Here is an 18204-nt window from a genome sequence, read left to right as displayed (position 1 = left end):
TTGAGCCTCCCTACCCGCAGTACGCTGACCAGGCAAAAGAGTGGGGCAGGTGGGGTTCGAACCCACGACCTGACGGATTATGAGTCCGCTGCTCTGACCAGCTGAGCTACTGCCCCTTGCACGTGTCGCAGCCCACCTGGAAGTTGGGTTGCGCTGCTGCGCTGTGGAGAGTACCGATCAGGGTTCGGCGCGTCTCAAGAACCTCTGGTTCTTCGGTGGCCGATGTGGTTGGGGGCTCCTGGTGGTGGGTAATTCGCTCGATCGTGTGTAGTTGCTAAAGGTGCCGCGTGGGGGCGGTGGTTGCGGGGTGGGGATGGTGGGTACCCCGCTGTCATGAACGAGAAAAACCCCAGGTCCGGGGACCTGGGGCCATCTGACTGCTCCCCCTACTGGATTCGAACCAGTAACCCTTCGATTAACAGTCGAATGCTCTGCCATTGAGCTAAGGGGGAATGTTCTGTTGTTCCGCCTGGCCTCTTCGGCCTGACAGGTGAGAACTCTAGCGCATCCGGATCGGGGCTCGCACACACCCCCCTCCGATGCGACAAGATGGGTGCGACCAGGCACGACACGAGAGGAGACCTCGATGAAGGGCATCCTGCTGGGCGCCGCTGTCGGTTACGTGTTGGGTGCGCGGGCCGGACGTGGGCGGTATGACCAGATTGTTCGGACCTACCGGCGGCTCGCGGATCACCCCGCTGTTCAGGGGGCGGCCGGGATCGTTCGGGCCAAGGTCGGGGAGAAGACCGGGTTCGGGCAGCGGGCGCACACGAACGGGCAGGCGCCGCGGCGTGAGTCCGTGATCCCGCGGGCGTAGGCGCGTGGGACCCGCCGGAGGCGTTGAAGGGTCGCCTTCGGCGGGGTAACTGGGGGGATCCGAGGTGGTGGAAGGTCGCCTGCGGCGGGGAGTGGCGGAGGCGACCGTGTGAAGGCAAGGTCGCCTGCGGCGGAGAAGGCGTAGGGCAAAGTCGCCTGCGGCGGGAAGTGGCGGGAGATCTAGGGGCAAGAGCGAAGGTCGCCTGCGGCGGGGAGTGAGTGGGTGGAGAAGCAGTGGCTAGAGGACCCTGGCTACTGCGAAGACGCGGCGGAACGGGAACCAGGTGGTGCCGTCCGGGCGTGGGGGGTAGGCGTTGAGGAGCTTGGGGGCCAGTTCGGCGCGGAAAGCGGTCCAGGCCTGGTCGTCCAGGCGGGCGCGGATGGGGCGGAGGGCGGTGCCGGTGATCCACTCCAGGATGGCGTCAGGGCCCTCCAAGCGGTGCAGGTAGGTGGTTTCCCAGGCGTCCACCTCGCAGGCGCTCAGGAGGTCCGCGTAGCCCGTCGGATCGAGTACCGGGATTTGGTCGCGCAGGACGTCCGTGAGGGACGGCCAGGCGGTCTTGATCTGGTCGCGGACCAAGGCGTGGGACGGGCTTTCGAAGTTGCCCGGTACCTGCATGGCCAGCCAGGCGCCGGTGGGCAGTTCGGCCGTCCAGCGTCGCAGCAGGTCCGGGTGGGTGGGGATCCACTGGAGGACGGCGTTGGTGATCACGACGTCGGTGTCGGGTGCCGGTGACCACGCTGTGGCGTCTGCCACGTGGGCGTCCAGGCCGCGTGATCGGGCCGCCTCGACCATTTCCGGGGACGAGTCGAAGGCCTCCAGGGTGGCGTTCGGCCAGCGGGGGCGCAGGGTTTCGGTGAGGTTGCCGGGGCCGCAGCCCAGGTCGACTACTCGGCGGGGCGTGGGGGTGTTGATCCTGGCCACCAGGTCGTGGAACGGCCTGGACCGGTGGTCGGCGAAAGCCAGGTACTTCGTGGGGTCCCACATGTGCGCCTCCGTAGCAGTACGGTTGTACTGTAACAGTACGCGCGTACTACTCAGAGGGCTTGAGGTCCTTCATCTTGGCCGCCACGCCTGCCGCGATGTCGCGGAGGGCGGTCACGTCGGCGTCCGGGTCCGGGCGGACCTGGAGCACGACGCCGCCGCGGCCGGGGACCTTGCGCTGGAGGTACCAGGCGTCGCCGATGTGCTGCCTGGTCTTGATGGAGCCGGTGACCCTGGTGTGCACGACCTGGGGGATCTTGCCGGGCTCCTCCAGCGTGAACCGCTGCGGTGGCAGGTCGCGCAGGAGCATGGCGTCACCGGCCTCGCCGTCCTCCTCCGCCTCCACGACCGCGAGCGCGCTGCCGCCCCAGGTCGCCTTGCTGATCAGGTGCCAGCCGACGCGCCTGGGACCGGGCAGCCAGAGGCCGAGTGATGTCGCCACGAGGTACCCGCCGCCGCGGACGGCGGCGTGGGCCAGCACGGCCTCCTCGCCGTCGAGGGAACCGGTGAAGTCGGCGGGCAGGCCTTGCTTGAACAGCTTGCGCCACAGGGCGTTCAACATCTAAAGGCCTCCAACAGCCTGTTGGCCCAACGCCTTGTGGTACTCCTCCAGCGCCACGAGGTCGCCGAACAGGGCGCGGTACTCGTCCGGGTCCTGCACCGGCGAGATGCGGTGCAGCCTGGACTTGATCTCGGAGATCTGGCCGAAGACGAGGATCTGCTGCAACCGCGCGAGCACCGCGGAGACGTGTCGGAACTCGTCGTTCGGCTTGCACTCCAACGGTTCCACCGCCAGTTCGGTGAGGACGGACCGGCCGGAGTCCTCCTGGCACGCCTGGCTGACGGCCTCGACGAACGCGGGACCGGACAGGCCGCACGAGGCGCCGCCCGCGTCGCGGATGGCGTGGTGCAGCGCCAAGTACATCGGGTGGCTGAACACCTCGTCCGGCAGCGCGTCGTAGTACGGGCCCGCCAGCTCGGGCACCTGGAGCGCGGACTTCAGCGCCTCGCGCTGGTGCCACAGCCTGGGGTCGCGCTTGTCCGGGCGGCGGGTGACCTGGACGGGCATCGCGGCCTGGTACGGGTCGACCTCGGGGGGCGCGGAACGGCGCTGCTGCTTGGCGGGCGCCGGACCCCCGCCCGCGGTTTCGCGGACGCGGCGGACGATCGCGGCCTCGTCGTTCCAGCCGACCCACCAGGCGAGCTTGGTCGCGTAGCCGTCGCGCTTGGCCCGGTCCTTGATCTGCGCGACCAGCGGAACGGTCTTGCGCAGCGCCTCGACCTGGCCGTCGACCGAGTCGAGGTCGTACTCCTTGAGCTGCGTGCGGACGGCGAACTCGATCAGCGGGGTGCGCCGGGCCACGAGGTCGCGCACGGCCACGTCACCCTTGTCCTGCCTCAGTTCGCACGGGTCCATGCCGTCCGGCGCGATGGCGATGTACGTCTGCGCGGAGAAGTTCTGCTCGCCCTCGAACGCCTTCATGGCGGCCTTCTGGCCCGCCGCGTCGCCGTCGAAGGTGAAGATCACCTCGCCGTTCATGTCGTCGTCGATCAGCAGGCGCCGCAACAGGTTCATGTGGTCGGTGCCGAACGCGGTGCCGCACGACGCCACGGCCGTCGGCACGCCCGCGAGGTGCATGGCCATCACGTCGGTGTAGCCCTCGACCACCACGACCTGGTGCCGCCGCGCGATCTCCTTCTTCGCCAGGTCCAGGCCGAACAGCACGTGGGACTTCTTGTAGATCGGGCTCTCGCTGGTGTTGAGGTACTTCGCCTGGATCGGGTCGTCCTCGAAGATCCGGCGCGCGCCGAAGCCGACGACGTCGCCGCTGATGTCGCGGATCGGCCACAGCAGCCTGCGGTGGAACCGGTCGATCGGCCCCTGGCGGCCCTCCTTGACGAGCTGGGCCTTGAGCAGCTCGTCCAGCTCGAAGCCGCGGCCGAGGAGGTGCTTGGTCAGCTTGTCCCAGCCGCTGGGCGCGAAGCCGCAGCCGAACATCGCGGCGGCGGCCTCGTCGAAGCCGCGCTCGGCCAGGAACTCCCGCGCCTTCAGCGCGTCCGGCGTGCGGAGCTGCTCCAGGTAGTAGTCGGCCGCGGCGCGGTGCGCCTCGATCATCCGGGTGCGGGTGCCGCGGTCGCGCTGGACGGCGGAGCCGCCGCCCTCGTAGACCAGCGTGACGCCCACGCGGTCCGCCAGCCGCTCGACCGCCTCAATGAAGCCGAGGTGGTCGACCTTCATGACGAACTTGATCACGTCGCCGCCCTCGCCACAGCCGAAGCAGTGGTAGGTGCCGTGCGACGGCCGGACGTTGAACGACGGCGACTTCTCGTCGTGGAACGGGCACAGGCCCTTCAGCGAGCCGCCGCCCGCGCTGCGCAGCGAGACGTGGTCGCCGACGACCTCGTCGATTCGGCTGCGGTCACGCACCAGCGCGATGTCGCTTTCACGGATGCGTCCTGCCACGTCGTCGAGTCTAGTGCTGGCACACTGGTGCTCGTGACCGCTGCCGACCAGTTGCTGGCGAGGACGTTCACCGGGCACCGCGCGCACCTGATCGGCGTGGCCTACCGGCTGACCAGCAGCGTGGCCGACGCCGAGGACGCGGTGCAGGAGTCGTGGTTCCGCCTGGCGGGGCTGTCGGAGACCGCCCGCGAGGACATCCGCGACCTGCGCGGGTGGCTGACGACGGTGGTCGGCCGGATCTGCCTGGACCGGCTGCGGTCGGCGGCCGTGCGGCGCGAGTCCTACGTCGGGTCGTGGCTGCCGGAACCCGTCGTGACGTCGCTCACCTCGACCGGTGAGGACCCGCTGGACCACGTGGTGCGCGACGACGGCGTGCGGCTGGCGGCGCTGGTCGTGCTCGACCGGCTCTCCCCCGAGCAGCGGGTCGCGTTCGTGCTGCACGACGCGTTCGCGATGCCGTTCGACGAGATCGCCGAGGCGCTGGGCTGCTCAGTGCCGACCGCGCGGCAGCACGCGTCACGGGGTCGCAGGGCGCTGGCCGACGCGGACCCGCCGCCGCGGGTCGCGCTCGCGGAGCAGCGGGTGGTCCTGGAGCGGTTCCTCGCGGCGCTGGCGACCGGTGACGTGCGGGCCGTGATCGACGTGCTGCACCCGGACGCCGTGGTGGTCGGCGACGGCGGCGGCAAGGTCCGCACGGCGGTCAACCGGATCGTGGGCGCGGACAAGGTGGCGCGCTTCCTGCTCGGCCTGGTCGCCAAGTACCGGGTCGACCCCGCCGAGGTGGGTGTCGTGGCGCTGGTGAACGGCGACCTCGGGCTGGCCATCCCGGACTCCCCCGCGGGCGGCACCGGGCAGGTGCTCCCCCGCCGGGTCGACGCCGTGGTCGTGCGCGACGGGCGGGTCGTGGCGATCTACGACCTGGCGAACCCGGACAAGATCGGCCACGTGCCGTTCGGGTCCTGACGGTCGCCCCAGGAGCCCCGGCACGGCCCTGATCAGCCGGTTCACCGCCGCCGGGGGCCCTGGACACGGGCCGACCCGGACCCCGATCGGGGTCAACACGCCAAACGTGACCCCACCGGGTGACTGATGAGACCGGCGGGAAAGCCCTACGGTCCAGCAATGACCATGTCGAAGGGCTTCACCCTCGATCTCGACCCCGAAGCCGCCGGACTCCTGGCGGGCACCCTGCTGGCGGGCGACTCGTGCGCCGTGCAGGTGCGCCACGGGAAGTCCGGGACGCTGCTGCTATGCGCGCTGCCGGGTGAACGCGGCCAGGGGATGCGGCTGCACCTGAGGATGCCGGACGCGGCTACCGACTGACGCGGCGCAGGAAGGAACGCCACCGCGCGGGCGGGAACAGGAGCACCGGGCCCCGCGCGTTCTTCGAGTCGCGGACGGCGACGTCGCCCGCGAACGAGACCTCGACGCAGTCGCTGTCCGCGATGCCGCCGCTGCGGCTGCTCTTACGCCAGCTCCGGGTCATCGTCGCCCTCCCGAGGCCGGTCGTACTCGGCCATGTACTCCATCATCAGCGTGCGCGACTCCTGCCGGGGGACGGAGAACACCGCGAGGCGTTCGAAGATGAGCTGACTCCGGGCGATGGCCTGCGGCTCCGTGGAGAACGACCTGGTCATCTCGGTCTCGGTGTAGACGAGCGGCACCGTGTCCGGGTACTCGATCAGCTTGCACCCGGCGCTGAGCGCGCCCGCGCCGCCGACGGAGGCGGGCACGATCCGGATGACGCAGCGGGCGCTGGTGGCCTGGAAGATCAGCCGCAGCAACTGGTCCTCCATCACCCGGTCGCCGCCGACCCTCATCCTCAGCGCGTTCTCGTGGATGTAGAACGTGCAGATCGGCCCCGAGTACGGCCGCAGCATCGCCTGGCGGCCGATCCGGGCGCGCACGGCGGGCGTGATCTCGTCCGGGGCCGTGAGCCCGAGCTGGTCGAGCAGCGCCCGCGCGTAGTCCTCGGTCTGGAGCAGGCCGGGGATGGTCGCGAGGTCGAAGCTGGTGATGGCCACGGCACCCGCCTCGGCGAGCGTGAGCGCCCGCAGGTTCTCCGGCAGCCGGTCGCAGCCGGGCCGCGACAGGTACGGCTCGACCGCCGACTGGTGGCGCGCGACGAACCCGTCGATCGCCGTGCGCTCCAGGCCGCAGTGGACGAGCAGGCGCAGCAGGTCCAGTTCACCGATGCGCGCCCGCCCGAGTTCCACCTGCGCGAGCGTGGTCGCGTGCCAGCCGAGCCGGTCGGCCAGCAGGGCGCCGTCCAAGCCGGTCAGGTCGCGCAGCCGCCGCAGCTCCTCACCCAGTTCCCGACTGGACGCCGTGGAGTCCGTGCTCGTCATGCTGTGACGCTAGGCCGTCTGATCAGCCTTTTCGCCCTTTCAGGCCGGAAACCCCACTATCGAAGGACGACTTGATCACCAGTCAGGATGGATCTACGACCTGCGCGAGGAAGTAGACGGCGCCCGTGCCCGCGTGCCGCACGAGGAGGACGTACGGGCGGTCCACGCGCACGGTGTGCGGCTCGACGTAACCCTCGAACGCGACCGACCGGAACACGACGGCGGTCGCGGCGGCGCCTTCGAGGCCTTCCTCGTCGATCTTGAGGACGGCCTCGTGGACGATGTCGTCGACCAGCACGCGCGGGTCGGGGGTCAGGCCGGTCAGGTCGCCGTCGGGCTCGAACAGCCTCGTGACGCCCAATCGGGTGAACACGGACTTGAGGGTCTCGGACGCGGTGAGGGCGAGCTTCGGCAGGAACAGCTCCACCTGGCGGAACTCCAGCGCCCCGACCAGCGCCTCCAGCCGGTCCGGGGTCAGCGCCGCCAGATCGCCGTCCGGGAGCAGGACGACCGCCTCCACCTCGCCGTGCGCGGGCAGCGACACGGCCTGCCAGCCGTCGACGGCGGCGTGCCGCATCTTCGCCTCGCGGCGCATCGTGGGCACCTCGACGGCACCGGCAGGCGCGTGGAACGGCAGCGGCGCGGTGTCGGAGAACGTGCCCAGCCAGGCGGTCTTCAGGTACAGGGCGTTGACCAGGGTGGCGACGGTGTCCGTGCCGACCTGGCCGGACTTGATCAGCTCGGGGATGAGGTCGTTCGTCGTGTCGGCCACGTCCGCGTTGATCAGCTTGCGGGCGCTCTCCGGGTCCGTCTCGAAGGGTGCCTGCCGCGACCGGCCCCCCGGCCACGTCGCCAGGCCCTTGGTGAAGCCGGGCACGATCTCGACGCCCTCGGCGGCCCACAGCGTGTTGGCCACGGCGAACACCGCCTCGTCGTTCGGCACGCTCCCCGCCAGCAGCTCGGCGTTGTCCTCGCCGAGGAGCGCGACGATCTGGTCGCGGGTCTCGCCCTTGGCCGCCAGGGAGGCCAGGCCGAGAGCGCTGGCCACGGAGTACGGCGACCAGCAGGCGTTCGCCGTCCGGTCGGCGGCGAGGACGTCGTGCAGGGCAAGGGTGAACGCGAGGTGCTCGGTCACGGGACTCCTCAAGGCAGGGGACCCGGTCGAGTCTGCCACCGCGGGACCGTCAGCGCCCCGACCCGAGCTTCCCGTGCCACGCCACGGCTTCCGCGTCCGTCAGCAGCGCCACCTGGTCGACCACCACGCGCAGCCGGGCGGCGTCGTCGGCCGCGGCGTCCCACGCGGGCACGAAACCGGGGTCCAGCGCGTCCGGCCCGCGATCGGACAGGGCGGCCACCAGTTCGGTGATCAGCTCGCGCTGCCGGACCTGCATGGTCAGCCGCACGGGGTCCGACATCACGTAGCGGACGGCGACCGCCTTGAGCAGCGCGACCTCCGCGGCGACCAGCCGGGGCACGGCGAGGTCGGCGGTGTAGCGGGTCAGCGGGCCGTCGCCGTGCCGCTCGCGGGTCTCCGTGACGGCCGCGGAGGCGAACCGGCCGACGAGTTCGCTGGTCAGGCGCTTCAACGCCACCTGCGCGCCCAGCGACCCGTCGTACTCGGCGTGGGCGAGGTCGGCGACCACCGGCAGGCGGAGGAGTTCGCGGGCGGCCTCCTCCAGTTGTGACACCGGCTCGGTGGAGAAGTGCTTCGCGGCGAGTTCGGCGACGGCGGCGCGCTCGGACGGGTCGACCAGCGCGGTGAGGCTGATCCGGTGGGCGAGCACGCCGTCCTCGACGTCGTGCACCGAGTAGGCGACGTCGTCGGCCCAGTCCATGACCTGGGTCTCCATCGGGCTGCGGCGGGCCGGGGCGCCCTCGCGCATCCACTCGAACACGGCGAGGTCGTCCGGGTAGACGCCGAACTTGGTCACGCCGGGCGTGTGCGGCCACGGGTACTTGGTGGAGGCGTCCAGGCAGGCGCGGGTCAGGTTGAGGCCGCTCGCCGTCTTGGGTTCCAGACGGGTGAGGATGCGCAGCGTCTGGGCGTTGCCCTCGAAGCCGCCGCACGGGCCCGCGAGGGCGTGCAGGGCGCGTTCACCGTTGTGGCCGAACGGCGGGTGCCCGATGTCGTGGGCGAGACCGGCGGTGTCGACGACGTCCGGGTCGCAGCCCAGCGCCTCGCCGATGCCGCGGCCGATCTGGGCGACCTCCAGCGAGTGCGTCAACCGGGTGCGCGGCACGCCGGAGCCCTCCCCCGGCCCGACGACCTGGGTCTTGCCCGCGAGGCGGCGCAGCGCGGCCGAGTGCAGGACGCGGGCCCGGTCCCTGGCGTACGGGGTGCGGTGCTCGCCGAAGCCACCCGTCAGCGACGCGCCCTTCGGCTCCTCCTCGACCAGCCGAGCGGCGTCGCGGTCCGAGTAACCCTGGCTCATCCGGTCAGAGTAGTCAGAGCGTGATGCCGTCGAAGGCTCCGGCGGGCGCCTTCATCAGGTGGTAGTACAGCAGCGCGGCGGTCTCGCGGCGGATGTAGAACAACTGGGTTTCCCTGGTCTGCACGTTCGGCCCGCTGCGCGTGGGCGACGGCCACGCGTCCAGGCCCTCGTCCTCGGCCATCGTGCGGGCGCGCAGCGAGTGCCACGGGTCGCTGACGATGACGGCGGTCTTGAGGTTGCGCTCGCGGGCGGCGACGCCGAGCGCGCGGATGCTGCCGAGCGTGTCGTTGCCCTCGCCGACCTCGACGATCCGGTCCTCCGGCACCTCGTGGTCGACCAGCCAGATCTTGCCCGCCTGGCCCTCGGTGAAGTTGTCACCGGTCTGGCGGCCCCCGGTGGTGACGATGTAGCTGACGACGCCCTGCTCGTACAGCTTGCGGGCGTGCTCCAACCGGGCTTCGAGCACCTCGGACGGAACGCCGTTGTACTGGGCGGCGCCGAGCACGACGGCCATGTCCGCGTGCGTGCGGTCGTCGTCCCTGGCCACCTGCCACACCCGGAAGGCGGTGCCGCCGACCACGAGCGCGGTGATCACCAGTCCGCCGAGCACCGTGCGCAGCAACAACCGCGTGAGTCTGGCGAGAGGAGTGAGGGGCACGCGTTCATAGTCCCAGAATCAGAGCCACCCGTGTTCTTCGGCCAGCCGCACGGCTTCCGCCCTCGTGCGCGCGCCGGTCTTGCCGATGGCCGACGACAGGTGGTTGCGCACCGTGCCGTCGGACAGGTGCAGGGCCCTGGCCAGGTCCGACACGGTGCCGCCGTCCTGCGCGCGGAGCAGCACGTCGCGTTCCCGCTCGGTCAACGGGCTGGCCCCGCTGGCCAGGGATTCGGCCGCCAGCACCGGGTCCACGACCCGCAGACCGGCGTGCACGCGGCGAACCGCGTCGACGAGCTGCTCCGGCGGGGCGTCCTTCACCACGAAACCGGACGCGCCCGCGGCCATCGCCCTGGCCAGGTAGCCGGGGCGGCCGAACGTGGTGCAGACGATGACGCGGCAGCCCAGCACGGCGGCCCGCAGGTCCGCGGCGGCGGTCAGGCCGTCCTTGCCGGGCATCTGCACGTCGAGCAGCGCCACGTCGGCGCGGTGCAGCCGGGCCGCGTCGACGACCTCGTCGCCGGACCCCACCTGGGCGACGACCTCGATGTCGGTCTCCAGCCCCAGCATCGCGGCCAGCGCTCCGCGCACCAGCGCCTGGTCGTCGGCCACCAGCACCCGGATCACGAGACCTCCGCCCTGAGCAGGTACCCGCCGTCGGGCAGCGGACCGGCGGCCAGCTTCCCACCGACCTGGCCCAGCCGTTCGGCCAGACCGCTGAGCCCACCGCCCGCCGGGGCGTCGCCCGCGCCGCGGCCGTCGTCGCGCATCTCCAGCCACGTGTCGCCCAGCCGCACCTCGCAGCGCGTCGCGCGGGCGTGCCGCAGCACGTTCGTCACGCCTTCCCGCACCACGTACCCGAACACCTCCTGGAGTTCCGGCCGGACGTTGTCGACCGCGTGCGGCAGGTCGGGTTCGACGCCCGCCGCGCGCAGCACGGCCCGCGCGCCCACGACCTCCGCCGACAGTGACACCTGCCGGTAGCCGGACACGGTGGCGCGGACGTCCCCCAGCGCCTGCCGGGCCAGGTCCTCCACCTCGCGGATCTCCTCCCGCGCCCGCCGGACGTCGCCGGAGCTCTCCAGGACGCGCCGGGCGAGACCGGCCTTCACGGTGATCGTGGTGAGGCTGTGGCCGAGGATGTCGTGCAGGTCGCGGCCCAGCCGGTGGCGCTCCTCGGCCACGGCCAGCGCGGCGATCTCGTCGCGGGCCTTCCGCAGTTCGGCGTTGGCGCGCAGCATCCGGCCCATGAACATCATCCCGAACGAGACCGAGAGCAGCGTGCCGAACTGGTCGAAGTCCGACCCGATCTCCCCGAACAGGTAGGACGAGACGACCAGCAGGGCCAGCACGGAGCCGTCGATGACCACGGCGTGGACGAACGGCAGGATCATCGCGGTCGCGGACATCACGTAGACCATGAGCCCGGCCGAGCCCAGTCCGAGCCCGAAGACCACCGCCAGGCCGAGCGCGGTGAGGGCGAGGCTGCCGATCAGCCGGGTCCGGACGTCCTTGTCGACCCAGACCAGGTAGGGCATCGCGAGCCAGCCCGCCGAGTAGACCACCAGTCCGGTGATCAGCAGGACCCGCGACCACAGCGGACGGTCCCCGGTGGCGACCTGGTAGACCACCACCGGGACGTAGAGCCCGAGGAACACCAGACCGACGAGGATCCAGCGGGACGTCCCGCTCCAGAACCGATCGACCACACCGCTCACGGTAGGCCTCAAGCCCGTGCCGCGTCCGTCTGGAACCGCTTGGCCGCGACGAACCCGAGCGCGAGGACCCAGCCGCCAAGGACGAGCACCGCGGTGCCGAGGTCCGCGCCGCCGACGAGCGGTGCCTGGCCGACCAGCTTCACCCAGTACGTGGGCATGACGTGCATGACCGCGGCGAGCCAGCCCGGCGCGACCTCGGCGGGGATCCAGATGCCGCCCAGCAGGCCGAAGGCCATGGACAGCACGCCGGTGATCGCCTGCATGCCGTCGGCGGTCGCGAGCAGGCCGATGACGATGCCGATCAGCACGAACGGCAGCGTGGCCAGCCACAGCCCGCCCGCGACCTCGACCCACTGGAGCGCCGACATGCGGACGTCCTCGACGACCGCCCCGAGCACCAGGACCAGCAGGATGCCGGGCAGCGCGAGGACCATGCCCAGCGCGCCCTTGGTGAGCACGTAACCGGAGCTGCTCAACGGGGTCAGCCGGAGCTGCCGCTGCCAGCCGGTGCTCCGCTCGACGGCGATCCGGGCGCCCGCGGCCAGCGGCGCGGACATCAGGCCGAACACGGCCATGTTGATCATCAGCGAGGTCGTGACCGGCAGCCCGTTGGGGAACACCTGGTCCTTCGCGCCGTAGAGGTTGACGAACAGCAGGAACATCACCGACGGCATGACGATGGTGAACAGCAGGTAGCGGGCGTTGCGGACGGCGCGGCGCACTTCCAGCGCCAGGAACCGGGCGTTCATCGGGCCTCCTCCGGTGCGGTCAGCGCGAGGAAGGCGTCCTCCAGGCCGACAGCGGTGATCTCGACGTCGTGGGCGGCGGGCCAGCGGGCGAGCAGGGCCCGCAGGGCGGCGTCGGAGTCGGCGCACGCCAGCTCGACGCCGTCGCCGCGGACCTCGACGGCCCGGACCCCCGGCAGCGCTTCGAGGTCGGCCACCGGGGCTCCGGGGACGACGGCGCGGAGCGTGCGGCCGGACACGGTGGCCCGTACCTCGGCCACGGAGCCGTCCGCGACGACCCGGCCGGAGCGCATCAGCACGACCCGGTCGGCGAACTCCTGCGCCTCCTCCAGGTAGTGCGTGGCGAACAGGACCGTGCGGCCGGAGTCGGTGTACTCGCGCATCCCGCGCCAGAACTGGCGGCGCGTCTCCACGTCCATCGCGACGGTCGGCTCGTCCAGCACGAGCAGGTCGGGGTCGCAGACCAGCGCCAGCGCGAAGCGGACGCGCTGCTTCTGGCCGCCGGACAGCTTCGTGCACCGGCGGTTGGCGAGGTCGGCGACGTCCGCGCGGGCCAGCGCCTCGGCGACCGGCAGCGGCGCGCGGTGCAGCGCGGCGACCAGCCCGACGGCCTCGGCGACGGTGGCGTCGTCGAGCAGCGAGCCGTTCTGGAGCATCGCGCCGACGGTGCCGCTGACGACGGCCTCGCGCGGCGTGAGGCCGAACACCGACGCCTCGCCCCGGTCGGGCGCGGTGAGGCCGAGCAGCACGTCGACGGTGGTGGACTTGCCCGCGCCGTTGGGGCCGAGCAGTGCGACGACCTCGCCCGGTGCGATGACCAGGTCGACGCCGTCGACCGCGTGGACGTCGCCGTAGGCCTTGTGCAGCCCGGAGAGCGCCACCGCGGCGTGGAGTGCGGTTGTTCGCGTCATACGACGATCGTGGCTCCGCGAGGTCGGCGGGCGAGGGGCCGGGCGTCACGACCTCGGCGTGACAGGTGTCATGGCCGGCAAGATCACCGCCATGCCCGCACCAGAACCCACGATCCTGGCCACGTCAGGTGGTTACCGCTACGGCCGCCGCACCGAACTCGAGTTCGGCAAGCTGCTGCACTTCGCGGTCGAGCTGTCCGGGGTGGACGGACGCCGCCCGTCCGTCTGCCACGTCAACACGGCGGGCGGCGACCAGCGCGCGGACAACGCCCGCGTCTCCGAGGCCGGTGGGCTCGTCGGCTGGGACGTCTCGCACCTCAACCTGTTCCCCATGCCGCCGACCGACGACCTCCGGAGCTTCGTGCTCTCCCACGACGTGGTGTGGGTGGGCGGCGGGTCGGTGGCGAACCTGCTCGCCGTGTGGCGGGTGCACGGGCTCGGGGAGGTGCTGCGCGAGGCGTGGCAGGCAGGGGTCGTGCTCAGCGGCGTGTCCGCCGGGTCCATCTGCTGGCACGTGGGCGGCACCACCGACTCGTTCGGGCCGGAGCTGCGGGTCGTCACGGACGGCCTCGCGCTGCTCCCGTACGGCAACGGCGTGCACTACGACTCCGAGAAGACGCGCCGGCCCGCCGTTCACGCCGCCGTGGCGTCCGGCGAACTCCCGCTCACGTACTGCACCGACGACGGCGCCGGATTGCTCTACCGGGGGACCGAACTAGTCCAAGTGGTGTCCGAAGTGTCCCACGGTGGCGGTTACGTAGTGCAACGAGATGAGTCTTCAGGAACCGCACAGGAGGAAAAGCTCGACATCAGGAGGTTGTGAAGCGTTCAGTTACTAACTGTGGGTGAACGTGCGCGACGGATCGGCCTCTCCGGGGTGATCGCCTTGATGGTGGCGATCACCTCCTCCGCGTTCCTCGCGCAGGACTCCGACTCGCCGGACACCTCGCCGCCACCCGCCGCCGCGGCCGCTCCGGACACCAGGGGCTACGCGGCCCCGCCCGCGGCGGACACCACGCCCGCCCAGCCCGCGCCTCGGGTCGACCTCGGCACCGGCTTGGCGGCGGCGGAGGAGTCGGCGAGCGACTCCGTGGACCTGGGTGTCGCGATCATGGACTTGCAGACCGGCGAACTGGTCGGCCGCGGCGGCGAGAAGCCGTTCTACTCGGCGTCCCTGAGCAAGCTGCTGCTCGTGGTCGACATGCTCGACCGCCGCGCCGCGGGCGAACTGGGGCTGTCCGACGAAGACCTCGACCTGGTCGAGCGCGCGCTGAGCTACAGCGACGACAGCGCGATGGACGTGATGTGGACCAGGTTCGACGGGATGGGCGCGGTGGACCGGGTCGCCCAGCGGGTCGGGATGACCGGCACGCACCCGCCGGACGACCCGTCCCAGTGGGGCGAGGTCGTCGTGACGGCCGACGACATGGTGCGGCTCTACCAGTACGTCCTGGGCGGCAAGATGACCGAGGCTGACCGAGACCTGGTCGTCGACGCGCTGACCGACGCCCGGCAGGAGGCGGCGGACGGGTTCGACCAGTTCTTCGGGCTGCTCGACGGGGCCGCGCGCGGCAGCCGCGCCGCGTACGCCAAGCAGGGCTGGATGTACTACCAGCCGAACGACGTGTACCTGCACAGCTCGGGTGTCGTGGACGGCCGCTACGCGGTCGCCGTGCTGACCGTCCAATCAGGAGTGTCCACGGACGACGCCAAGTCGCGGGTCGCGGCCATCGTCAGCGCCGCCCTCACCCCGCTGCCCGCCACCTAGCGCCCGCGCTCCCCGTCCCAGGACAGGAAAAAAGGCCACCCCGCCGCCGAGGTGGCCTTCTTCCTACCGCGCAGTCGCTACGCGGGAGCATCTACTCCTTGCAGGTCTTGCCCTTGTTGACGCAGTTGACGAGGCGGTTCATGATCTTCTGCGACATCACGTTCGCGAAGTCGTCGTGGTCGCTGACCGGGTTGTGGTCCTCGTTCGGGAACGAGTCGACCTTGTACTGGCCCTTCACCTGGATGTCCCTCGGGATGTCGTAGGTGAGGGTGGTGCGGAGCTGCGGCACGGCCTTGAAGCCCTCGGCGCACTTGCCGGTCGCCGCGTCCGGGAACACGATGTGCGTGCGGTGGTTCGCCGAGTCGGTGTTCTTGCCGTCCCAGCAGCTCGGGAAGTCGTGGATCCGCTTGACCTTCTTGCCCTCGGGGCAGATCACGTACTTGGCGAGCTGCACCTTGTCCTCGAAGCCCTCGCAGGTCCACGAGTCGCGGGCGTTCTTGGTGCCGTTGATGGAGATCTTCGCGTCACCGTAGAGGATCTTGAGGAACTTCGGCATCGCGGTGACCTTGCCGACCGGGCTGCCGCGGAAGGTCAGCTCCGCCTTGAGGGGCTGCTGGATCTCGCCGTCGTTGCCGGGGAGTTCCTGGTTCTCGTCGGGCTCGTTGCCGGGATCGGCCTCCACCGGCGGCTTGTCGCCGTTCTCGGAACCGTCACCGATGGGCGAGGGCTGCCCCGGCGGCTTCACCGAGCAGCGCGAGAGGGCGCCGAAGTCGATCGGCTGACGGCCGGGGCGACCCAGCGCGAGGGTCATCCGGTCGAGGATGGCCTTCCGCTTCTCCAGCAACGGGTTCACGACCTGGGCGTCGACGGCGTTGGCGTCCACCGCTGCCGGGAGCTTCTGCTCAGCCTCCTCGGTGACCTTGTCGACCTCTTCGAGCGCCTTGTCGACGTCGGCCTGCGCCTCGTCGGGCACCTCGTCGAGCTTGCTGGCGATGTCGGGGCACACCAACTGCGGGCGGCCCTTCTTCCTGGCGTTGGCGTCGGCGGCGGCCTGCTGGTCCTGCGCCTGCGCGGCGGCGGCGTCGACCTCGTTCTCCTCCTCGTCCGCGGTGTCGATGCGGATGACGGGCCAGAAGTAGGTCGACTTGTCGCCGTTCTTGCAGGTGGTACCGGCGGCCTGGAGGCTCTCGTTGGTCGAGTTCGCGTTCGTCGACAGGTTGCCGACGTAGTCGTGGAGGTGCTCGGCACCGTTCTCGACACCGGGCGCGGCGATGAAGTTGTCGCCGTTGAAGTGCTCGTTCTCGTTGACGCCGCAGTCGACCGTGAACGTGCCCCTGGACGCGTTCCCCTGCTTCTTCACCTGCTTCACGTTCGGCTGCACCGTCGTGATGTCGACGAAGTTGGAGATGTCCACGCCGTCAGCGGAAGCCTGGTCGTCACTGGTGGCCGTCACCACGACCACGGCCCCAGCCGCGATCGCCACGGCAGCGCCGATCGAGGCGATCTTCGTTCTGCTGGAGATTTGGTGTCGCCCACCGGTCCGGGTCATTCGATGCTCACCTCTGTCGTCGGGTTGCTTCCGAAGCGGCGTTTGAGGCCGACTCACTGGGGCATACGCACGGTCGACGTGAGCACCCTCAAACGTACTCGGCCCGTTATCAATCCGTTACATCAACACCAGTTCCCGAAGAGGTCTGAAATCTCACCCAGCGCATACCCCCACTCGAATCGACCGTCGAACAGGCCCCCACGAGTCAACCCAACGCCACCTGTGAGATATCTTCGCCGCCATGCCCAGTGATCTTCAGGAACCCCAGGAGCAGCTCCGCCGCATCGGCGGGCTCGTCCGCGATTCGCGCAAGCACCGCGGTTGGACCCAGTCGCAGCTCGCCGACGCGCTCGGCACCAGCCAGAGCGCGATCAACCGGATCGAGCAGGGCAACCAGAACCTGACCGTCGAGATGCTCACCAGGATCAGCGAGGCGCTCGACTCGGAGATCGTGTCGCTGGGCCGCTCCGGCCCGGTGCACCTGCGCGTCGAGGGCGGCCACCGGCTGTCCGGCGAGATCAACGTGAAGACGAGCAAGAACGCGGGCGTGGCGCTGCTGTGCGCGTCGCTGCTCAACGAGGGCCGCACGATCCTGCGCAAGGTCGCCCGCATCGAGGAGGTCAACCGGATCCTGGAAGTCCTCGCCAGCATCGGTTTCCGCACCCGCTGGCTCAACGAGGACAACGACCTGGAGGTCGTCCCGCCCGCCCGGCTCGACCTGGCCAACATGGACGTCGAGGCCGCGCGCCGCACGCGCAGCATCATCATGTTCCTCGGTCCGCTGATGCACCACGAGACCACGTTCGAACTCCCCTACGCGGGCGGCTGCGCGCTGGGCGAGCGCACGGTCGAGCCGCACATGACCGCGTTGCGCCCCTTCGGTTTGCAGGTCAAGGCCACCGCGGGCAGCTACCACGCCGAGGTCGGCGACACCACCGGCCCGCACCGCCCGATCGTGCTGACCGAACGCGGCGACACCGTCACCGAGAACGCGCTCATGGCCGCCGCGCGCCGCGACGGCGTCACCCTGATCCGCAACGCCAGCCCCAACTACATGGTCCAGGACCTGTGCTTCTTCCTGGTGGAACTGGGTGTGCGGATCGACGGCATCGGCACGACGACGCTGACCGTCCACGGTGTGCCGAAGCTGCGCAAGGACGTGGACTACTCGCCGTCCGAGGACCCGATCGAGGCCATGAGCCTCGTGACCGCGGCGATCGTGACGTCGTCGGAGATCACCGTCCGCCGCGTGCCGATCGAGTTCATGGAGATCGAGCTGGCGCTGCTGGAGGAGATGGGCCTGGACTACGACCGGAGCGACGAGTACCCGGCGGCCAACGGGCGGACCAGGCTCGTCGACCTCGTGGTGCGGGCGTCCGCGCTGCACGCGCCGGTCGACAAGATCCACCCGATGCCGTTCCCCGGCCTGAACATCGACAACCTGCCGTTCTTCGCGCTCATCGCCGCGGTCGCGCAGGGGTCGACGCTGATCCACGACTGGGTCTACGAGAACCGGGCGCTGTACTTCACCGAGCTGACGAAGCTGGGCGCGAAGGTGACGCTGATGGACCCGCACCGCGTGTACGTGGAGGGCCCGACGCACTGGTCGGGCGCCGAGGTGATCTGCCCGCCCGCGCTGCGGCCCGCCGTGGTGGTGCTGCTGGCGATGCTGGCCGCGAAGGGCTCCTCGGTGCTGCGCAACGTGTACGTGATCAACCGCGGCTACGAGCAGCTCGCCGAGCGGCTGAACCTGCTCGGCGCGCGGATCCACACCTTCCGCGACTGACCGACCGAGGGGGCGGCGCGCCAGCA

Annotated in this window: 19 protein-coding genes and 2 tRNA genes; 6 read left to right on the top strand and 15 right to left on the bottom strand. The window is 70.7% G+C overall.

Annotation, left to right across the window (positions count from 1 at the left end):
- Window positions 1–41 precede the first annotated feature (41 nt).
- Both NZH93_RS05915 and NZH93_RS05910 read right to left on the bottom strand, forming a co-directional pair.
- A tRNA-Ile gene (locus NZH93_RS05915) sits at window positions 42–116 on the bottom strand.
- Window positions 117–380: 264 nt separating this feature from the next.
- Window positions 381–452: transfer RNA gene (locus NZH93_RS05910), tRNA-Asn, on the bottom strand.
- Window positions 453–586: 134 nt separating this feature from the next.
- On the opposite strand from NZH93_RS05910, the gene NZH93_RS05905 reads away from it, so the two are divergent.
- Window positions 587–817 (top strand): hypothetical protein, encoded by a 231-nt coding sequence (locus NZH93_RS05905; RefSeq protein ID WP_259621880.1) that lies wholly within the window; start codon window positions 587–589, stop codon window positions 815–817.
- A gap of 237 nt (window positions 818–1054) precedes the next feature.
- Here NZH93_RS05905 and NZH93_RS05900 read toward each other — a convergent pair whose 3' ends face one another.
- From NZH93_RS05900 to dnaG, 3 genes are read right to left on the bottom strand one after another with little or no spacing between them, the layout of a single operon-like run.
- On the bottom strand, window positions 1055–1804 hold the full coding sequence (locus tag NZH93_RS05900) for a trans-aconitate 2-methyltransferase (protein WP_259621879.1): 750 nt from the start codon (window positions 1802–1804) through the stop codon (window positions 1055–1057).
- Between the two features lie 46 nt (window positions 1805–1850).
- Window positions 1851–2363: a hypothetical protein gene (locus NZH93_RS05895; protein WP_259621878.1), complete on the bottom strand. Its 513-nt coding sequence runs from the start codon at window positions 2361–2363 to the stop codon at window positions 1851–1853.
- Window positions 2364–4265 carry a DNA primase gene (gene dnaG / locus NZH93_RS05890; RefSeq protein ID WP_259621877.1) on the bottom strand — a complete coding sequence of 634 codons (1902 nt, stop codon included), beginning with the start codon at window positions 4263–4265 and terminating at the stop codon, window positions 2364–2366.
- Window positions 4266–4292: 27 nt separating this feature from the next.
- On the opposite strand from dnaG, the gene sigJ reads away from it, so the two are divergent.
- Both sigJ and NZH93_RS05880 read left to right on the top strand, forming a co-directional pair.
- Window positions 4293–5228 (top strand): RNA polymerase sigma factor SigJ, encoded by a 936-nt coding sequence (gene sigJ, locus NZH93_RS05885; RefSeq protein ID WP_259621876.1) that lies wholly within the window; start codon window positions 4293–4295, stop codon window positions 5226–5228.
- A 159-nt stretch (window positions 5229–5387) separates the two neighbouring features.
- A complete protein-coding gene (locus tag NZH93_RS05880) occupies window positions 5388–5588 on the top strand; it encodes a hypothetical protein (protein ID WP_259621875.1) in 201 nt (66 codons plus the stop codon).
- Here NZH93_RS05880 and NZH93_RS05875 read toward each other — a convergent pair.
- The 9 genes from NZH93_RS05875 to NZH93_RS05835 form a co-directional block, all read right to left on the bottom strand.
- Entirely contained in the window at window positions 5578–5751 is a 174-nt protein-coding gene (locus NZH93_RS05875; protein WP_259621874.1) for a DUF397 domain-containing protein, read from the bottom strand. The genes NZH93_RS05880 and NZH93_RS05875 overlap by 11 nt on opposite strands.
- Window positions 5732–6613 (bottom strand): helix-turn-helix domain-containing protein, encoded by an 882-nt coding sequence (locus tag NZH93_RS05870; RefSeq protein ID WP_259621873.1) that lies wholly within the window; start codon window positions 6611–6613, stop codon window positions 5732–5734. Before NZH93_RS05870 ends, NZH93_RS05875 begins: the two co-directional genes overlap by 20 nt.
- A gap of 82 nt (window positions 6614–6695) precedes the next feature.
- Entirely contained in the window at window positions 6696–7748 is a 1053-nt protein-coding gene (locus NZH93_RS05865) for a serpin family protein (protein WP_259621872.1), read from the bottom strand.
- 49 nt (window positions 7749–7797) lie between these two features.
- Window positions 7798–9045 carry a deoxyguanosinetriphosphate triphosphohydrolase gene (locus NZH93_RS05860; protein ID WP_259621871.1) on the bottom strand — a complete coding sequence of 416 codons (1248 nt, stop codon included), beginning with the start codon at window positions 9043–9045 and terminating at the stop codon, window positions 7798–7800.
- Window positions 9046–9058: 13 nt separating this feature from the next.
- A complete protein-coding gene (locus NZH93_RS05855) occupies window positions 9059–9703 on the bottom strand; it encodes a YdcF family protein (RefSeq protein WP_259621870.1) in 645 nt (214 codons plus the stop codon).
- A gap of 18 nt (window positions 9704–9721) precedes the next feature.
- Complete coding sequence (locus tag NZH93_RS05850) at window positions 9722–10327, bottom strand: response regulator transcription factor (protein WP_259621869.1); 606 nt, start codon at window positions 10325–10327, stop codon at window positions 9722–9724.
- Window positions 10324–11409 (bottom strand): sensor histidine kinase, encoded by a 1086-nt coding sequence (locus NZH93_RS05845; RefSeq protein ID WP_259621868.1) that lies wholly within the window; start codon window positions 11407–11409, stop codon window positions 10324–10326. Before NZH93_RS05845 ends, NZH93_RS05850 begins: the two co-directional genes overlap by 4 nt.
- Window positions 11410–11426: 17 nt before the next feature.
- Window positions 11427–12167: an ABC transporter permease gene (locus NZH93_RS05840; protein WP_259621867.1), complete on the bottom strand. Its 741-nt coding sequence runs from the start codon at window positions 12165–12167 to the stop codon at window positions 11427–11429.
- Window positions 12164–13075 carry an ABC transporter ATP-binding protein gene (locus NZH93_RS05835; protein WP_259621866.1) on the bottom strand — a complete coding sequence of 304 codons (912 nt, stop codon included), beginning with the start codon at window positions 13073–13075 and terminating at the stop codon, window positions 12164–12166. The genes NZH93_RS05840 and NZH93_RS05835 overlap by 4 nt, the downstream gene beginning before the upstream one ends.
- Before the next feature lie 70 nt (window positions 13076–13145).
- Between NZH93_RS05835 and NZH93_RS05830 the strand changes: the two genes are divergently transcribed.
- Window positions 13146–13898: a Type 1 glutamine amidotransferase-like domain-containing protein gene (locus NZH93_RS05830; RefSeq protein ID WP_308214170.1), complete on the top strand. Its 753-nt coding sequence runs from the start codon at window positions 13146–13148 to the stop codon at window positions 13896–13898.
- A gap of 54 nt (window positions 13899–13952) precedes the next feature.
- Window positions 13953–14843, top strand: coding sequence for a serine hydrolase (locus NZH93_RS05825; protein WP_259621865.1), 891 nt, complete (start codon window positions 13953–13955; stop codon window positions 14841–14843).
- Window positions 14844–14934: 91 nt separating this feature from the next.
- On the opposite strand, the gene NZH93_RS05820 is transcribed toward NZH93_RS05825, so the two are convergent.
- Window positions 14935–16392, bottom strand: a complete 1458-nt coding sequence (locus NZH93_RS05820; protein WP_259621864.1) for a DUF1996 domain-containing protein — start codon at window positions 16390–16392, stop codon at window positions 14935–14937.
- Window positions 16393–16633: 241 nt separating this feature from the next.
- Between NZH93_RS05820 and NZH93_RS05815 the strand changes: the two genes are divergently transcribed.
- Complete coding sequence (locus tag NZH93_RS05815; protein WP_259621863.1) at window positions 16634–18178, top strand: helix-turn-helix domain-containing protein; 1545 nt, start codon at window positions 16634–16636, stop codon at window positions 18176–18178.
- The last annotated feature ends 26 nt before the right edge of the window (window positions 18179–18204 follow it).

Source organism: Umezawaea endophytica (genome assembly GCF_025061645.1).
GTDB lineage: Bacteria > Actinomycetota > Actinomycetes > Mycobacteriales > Pseudonocardiaceae > Umezawaea > Umezawaea endophytica.
The sequence above is the reverse complement of the archived record's forward strand: the minus strand, read 5'-3'. Positions and strand labels throughout refer to the sequence as shown.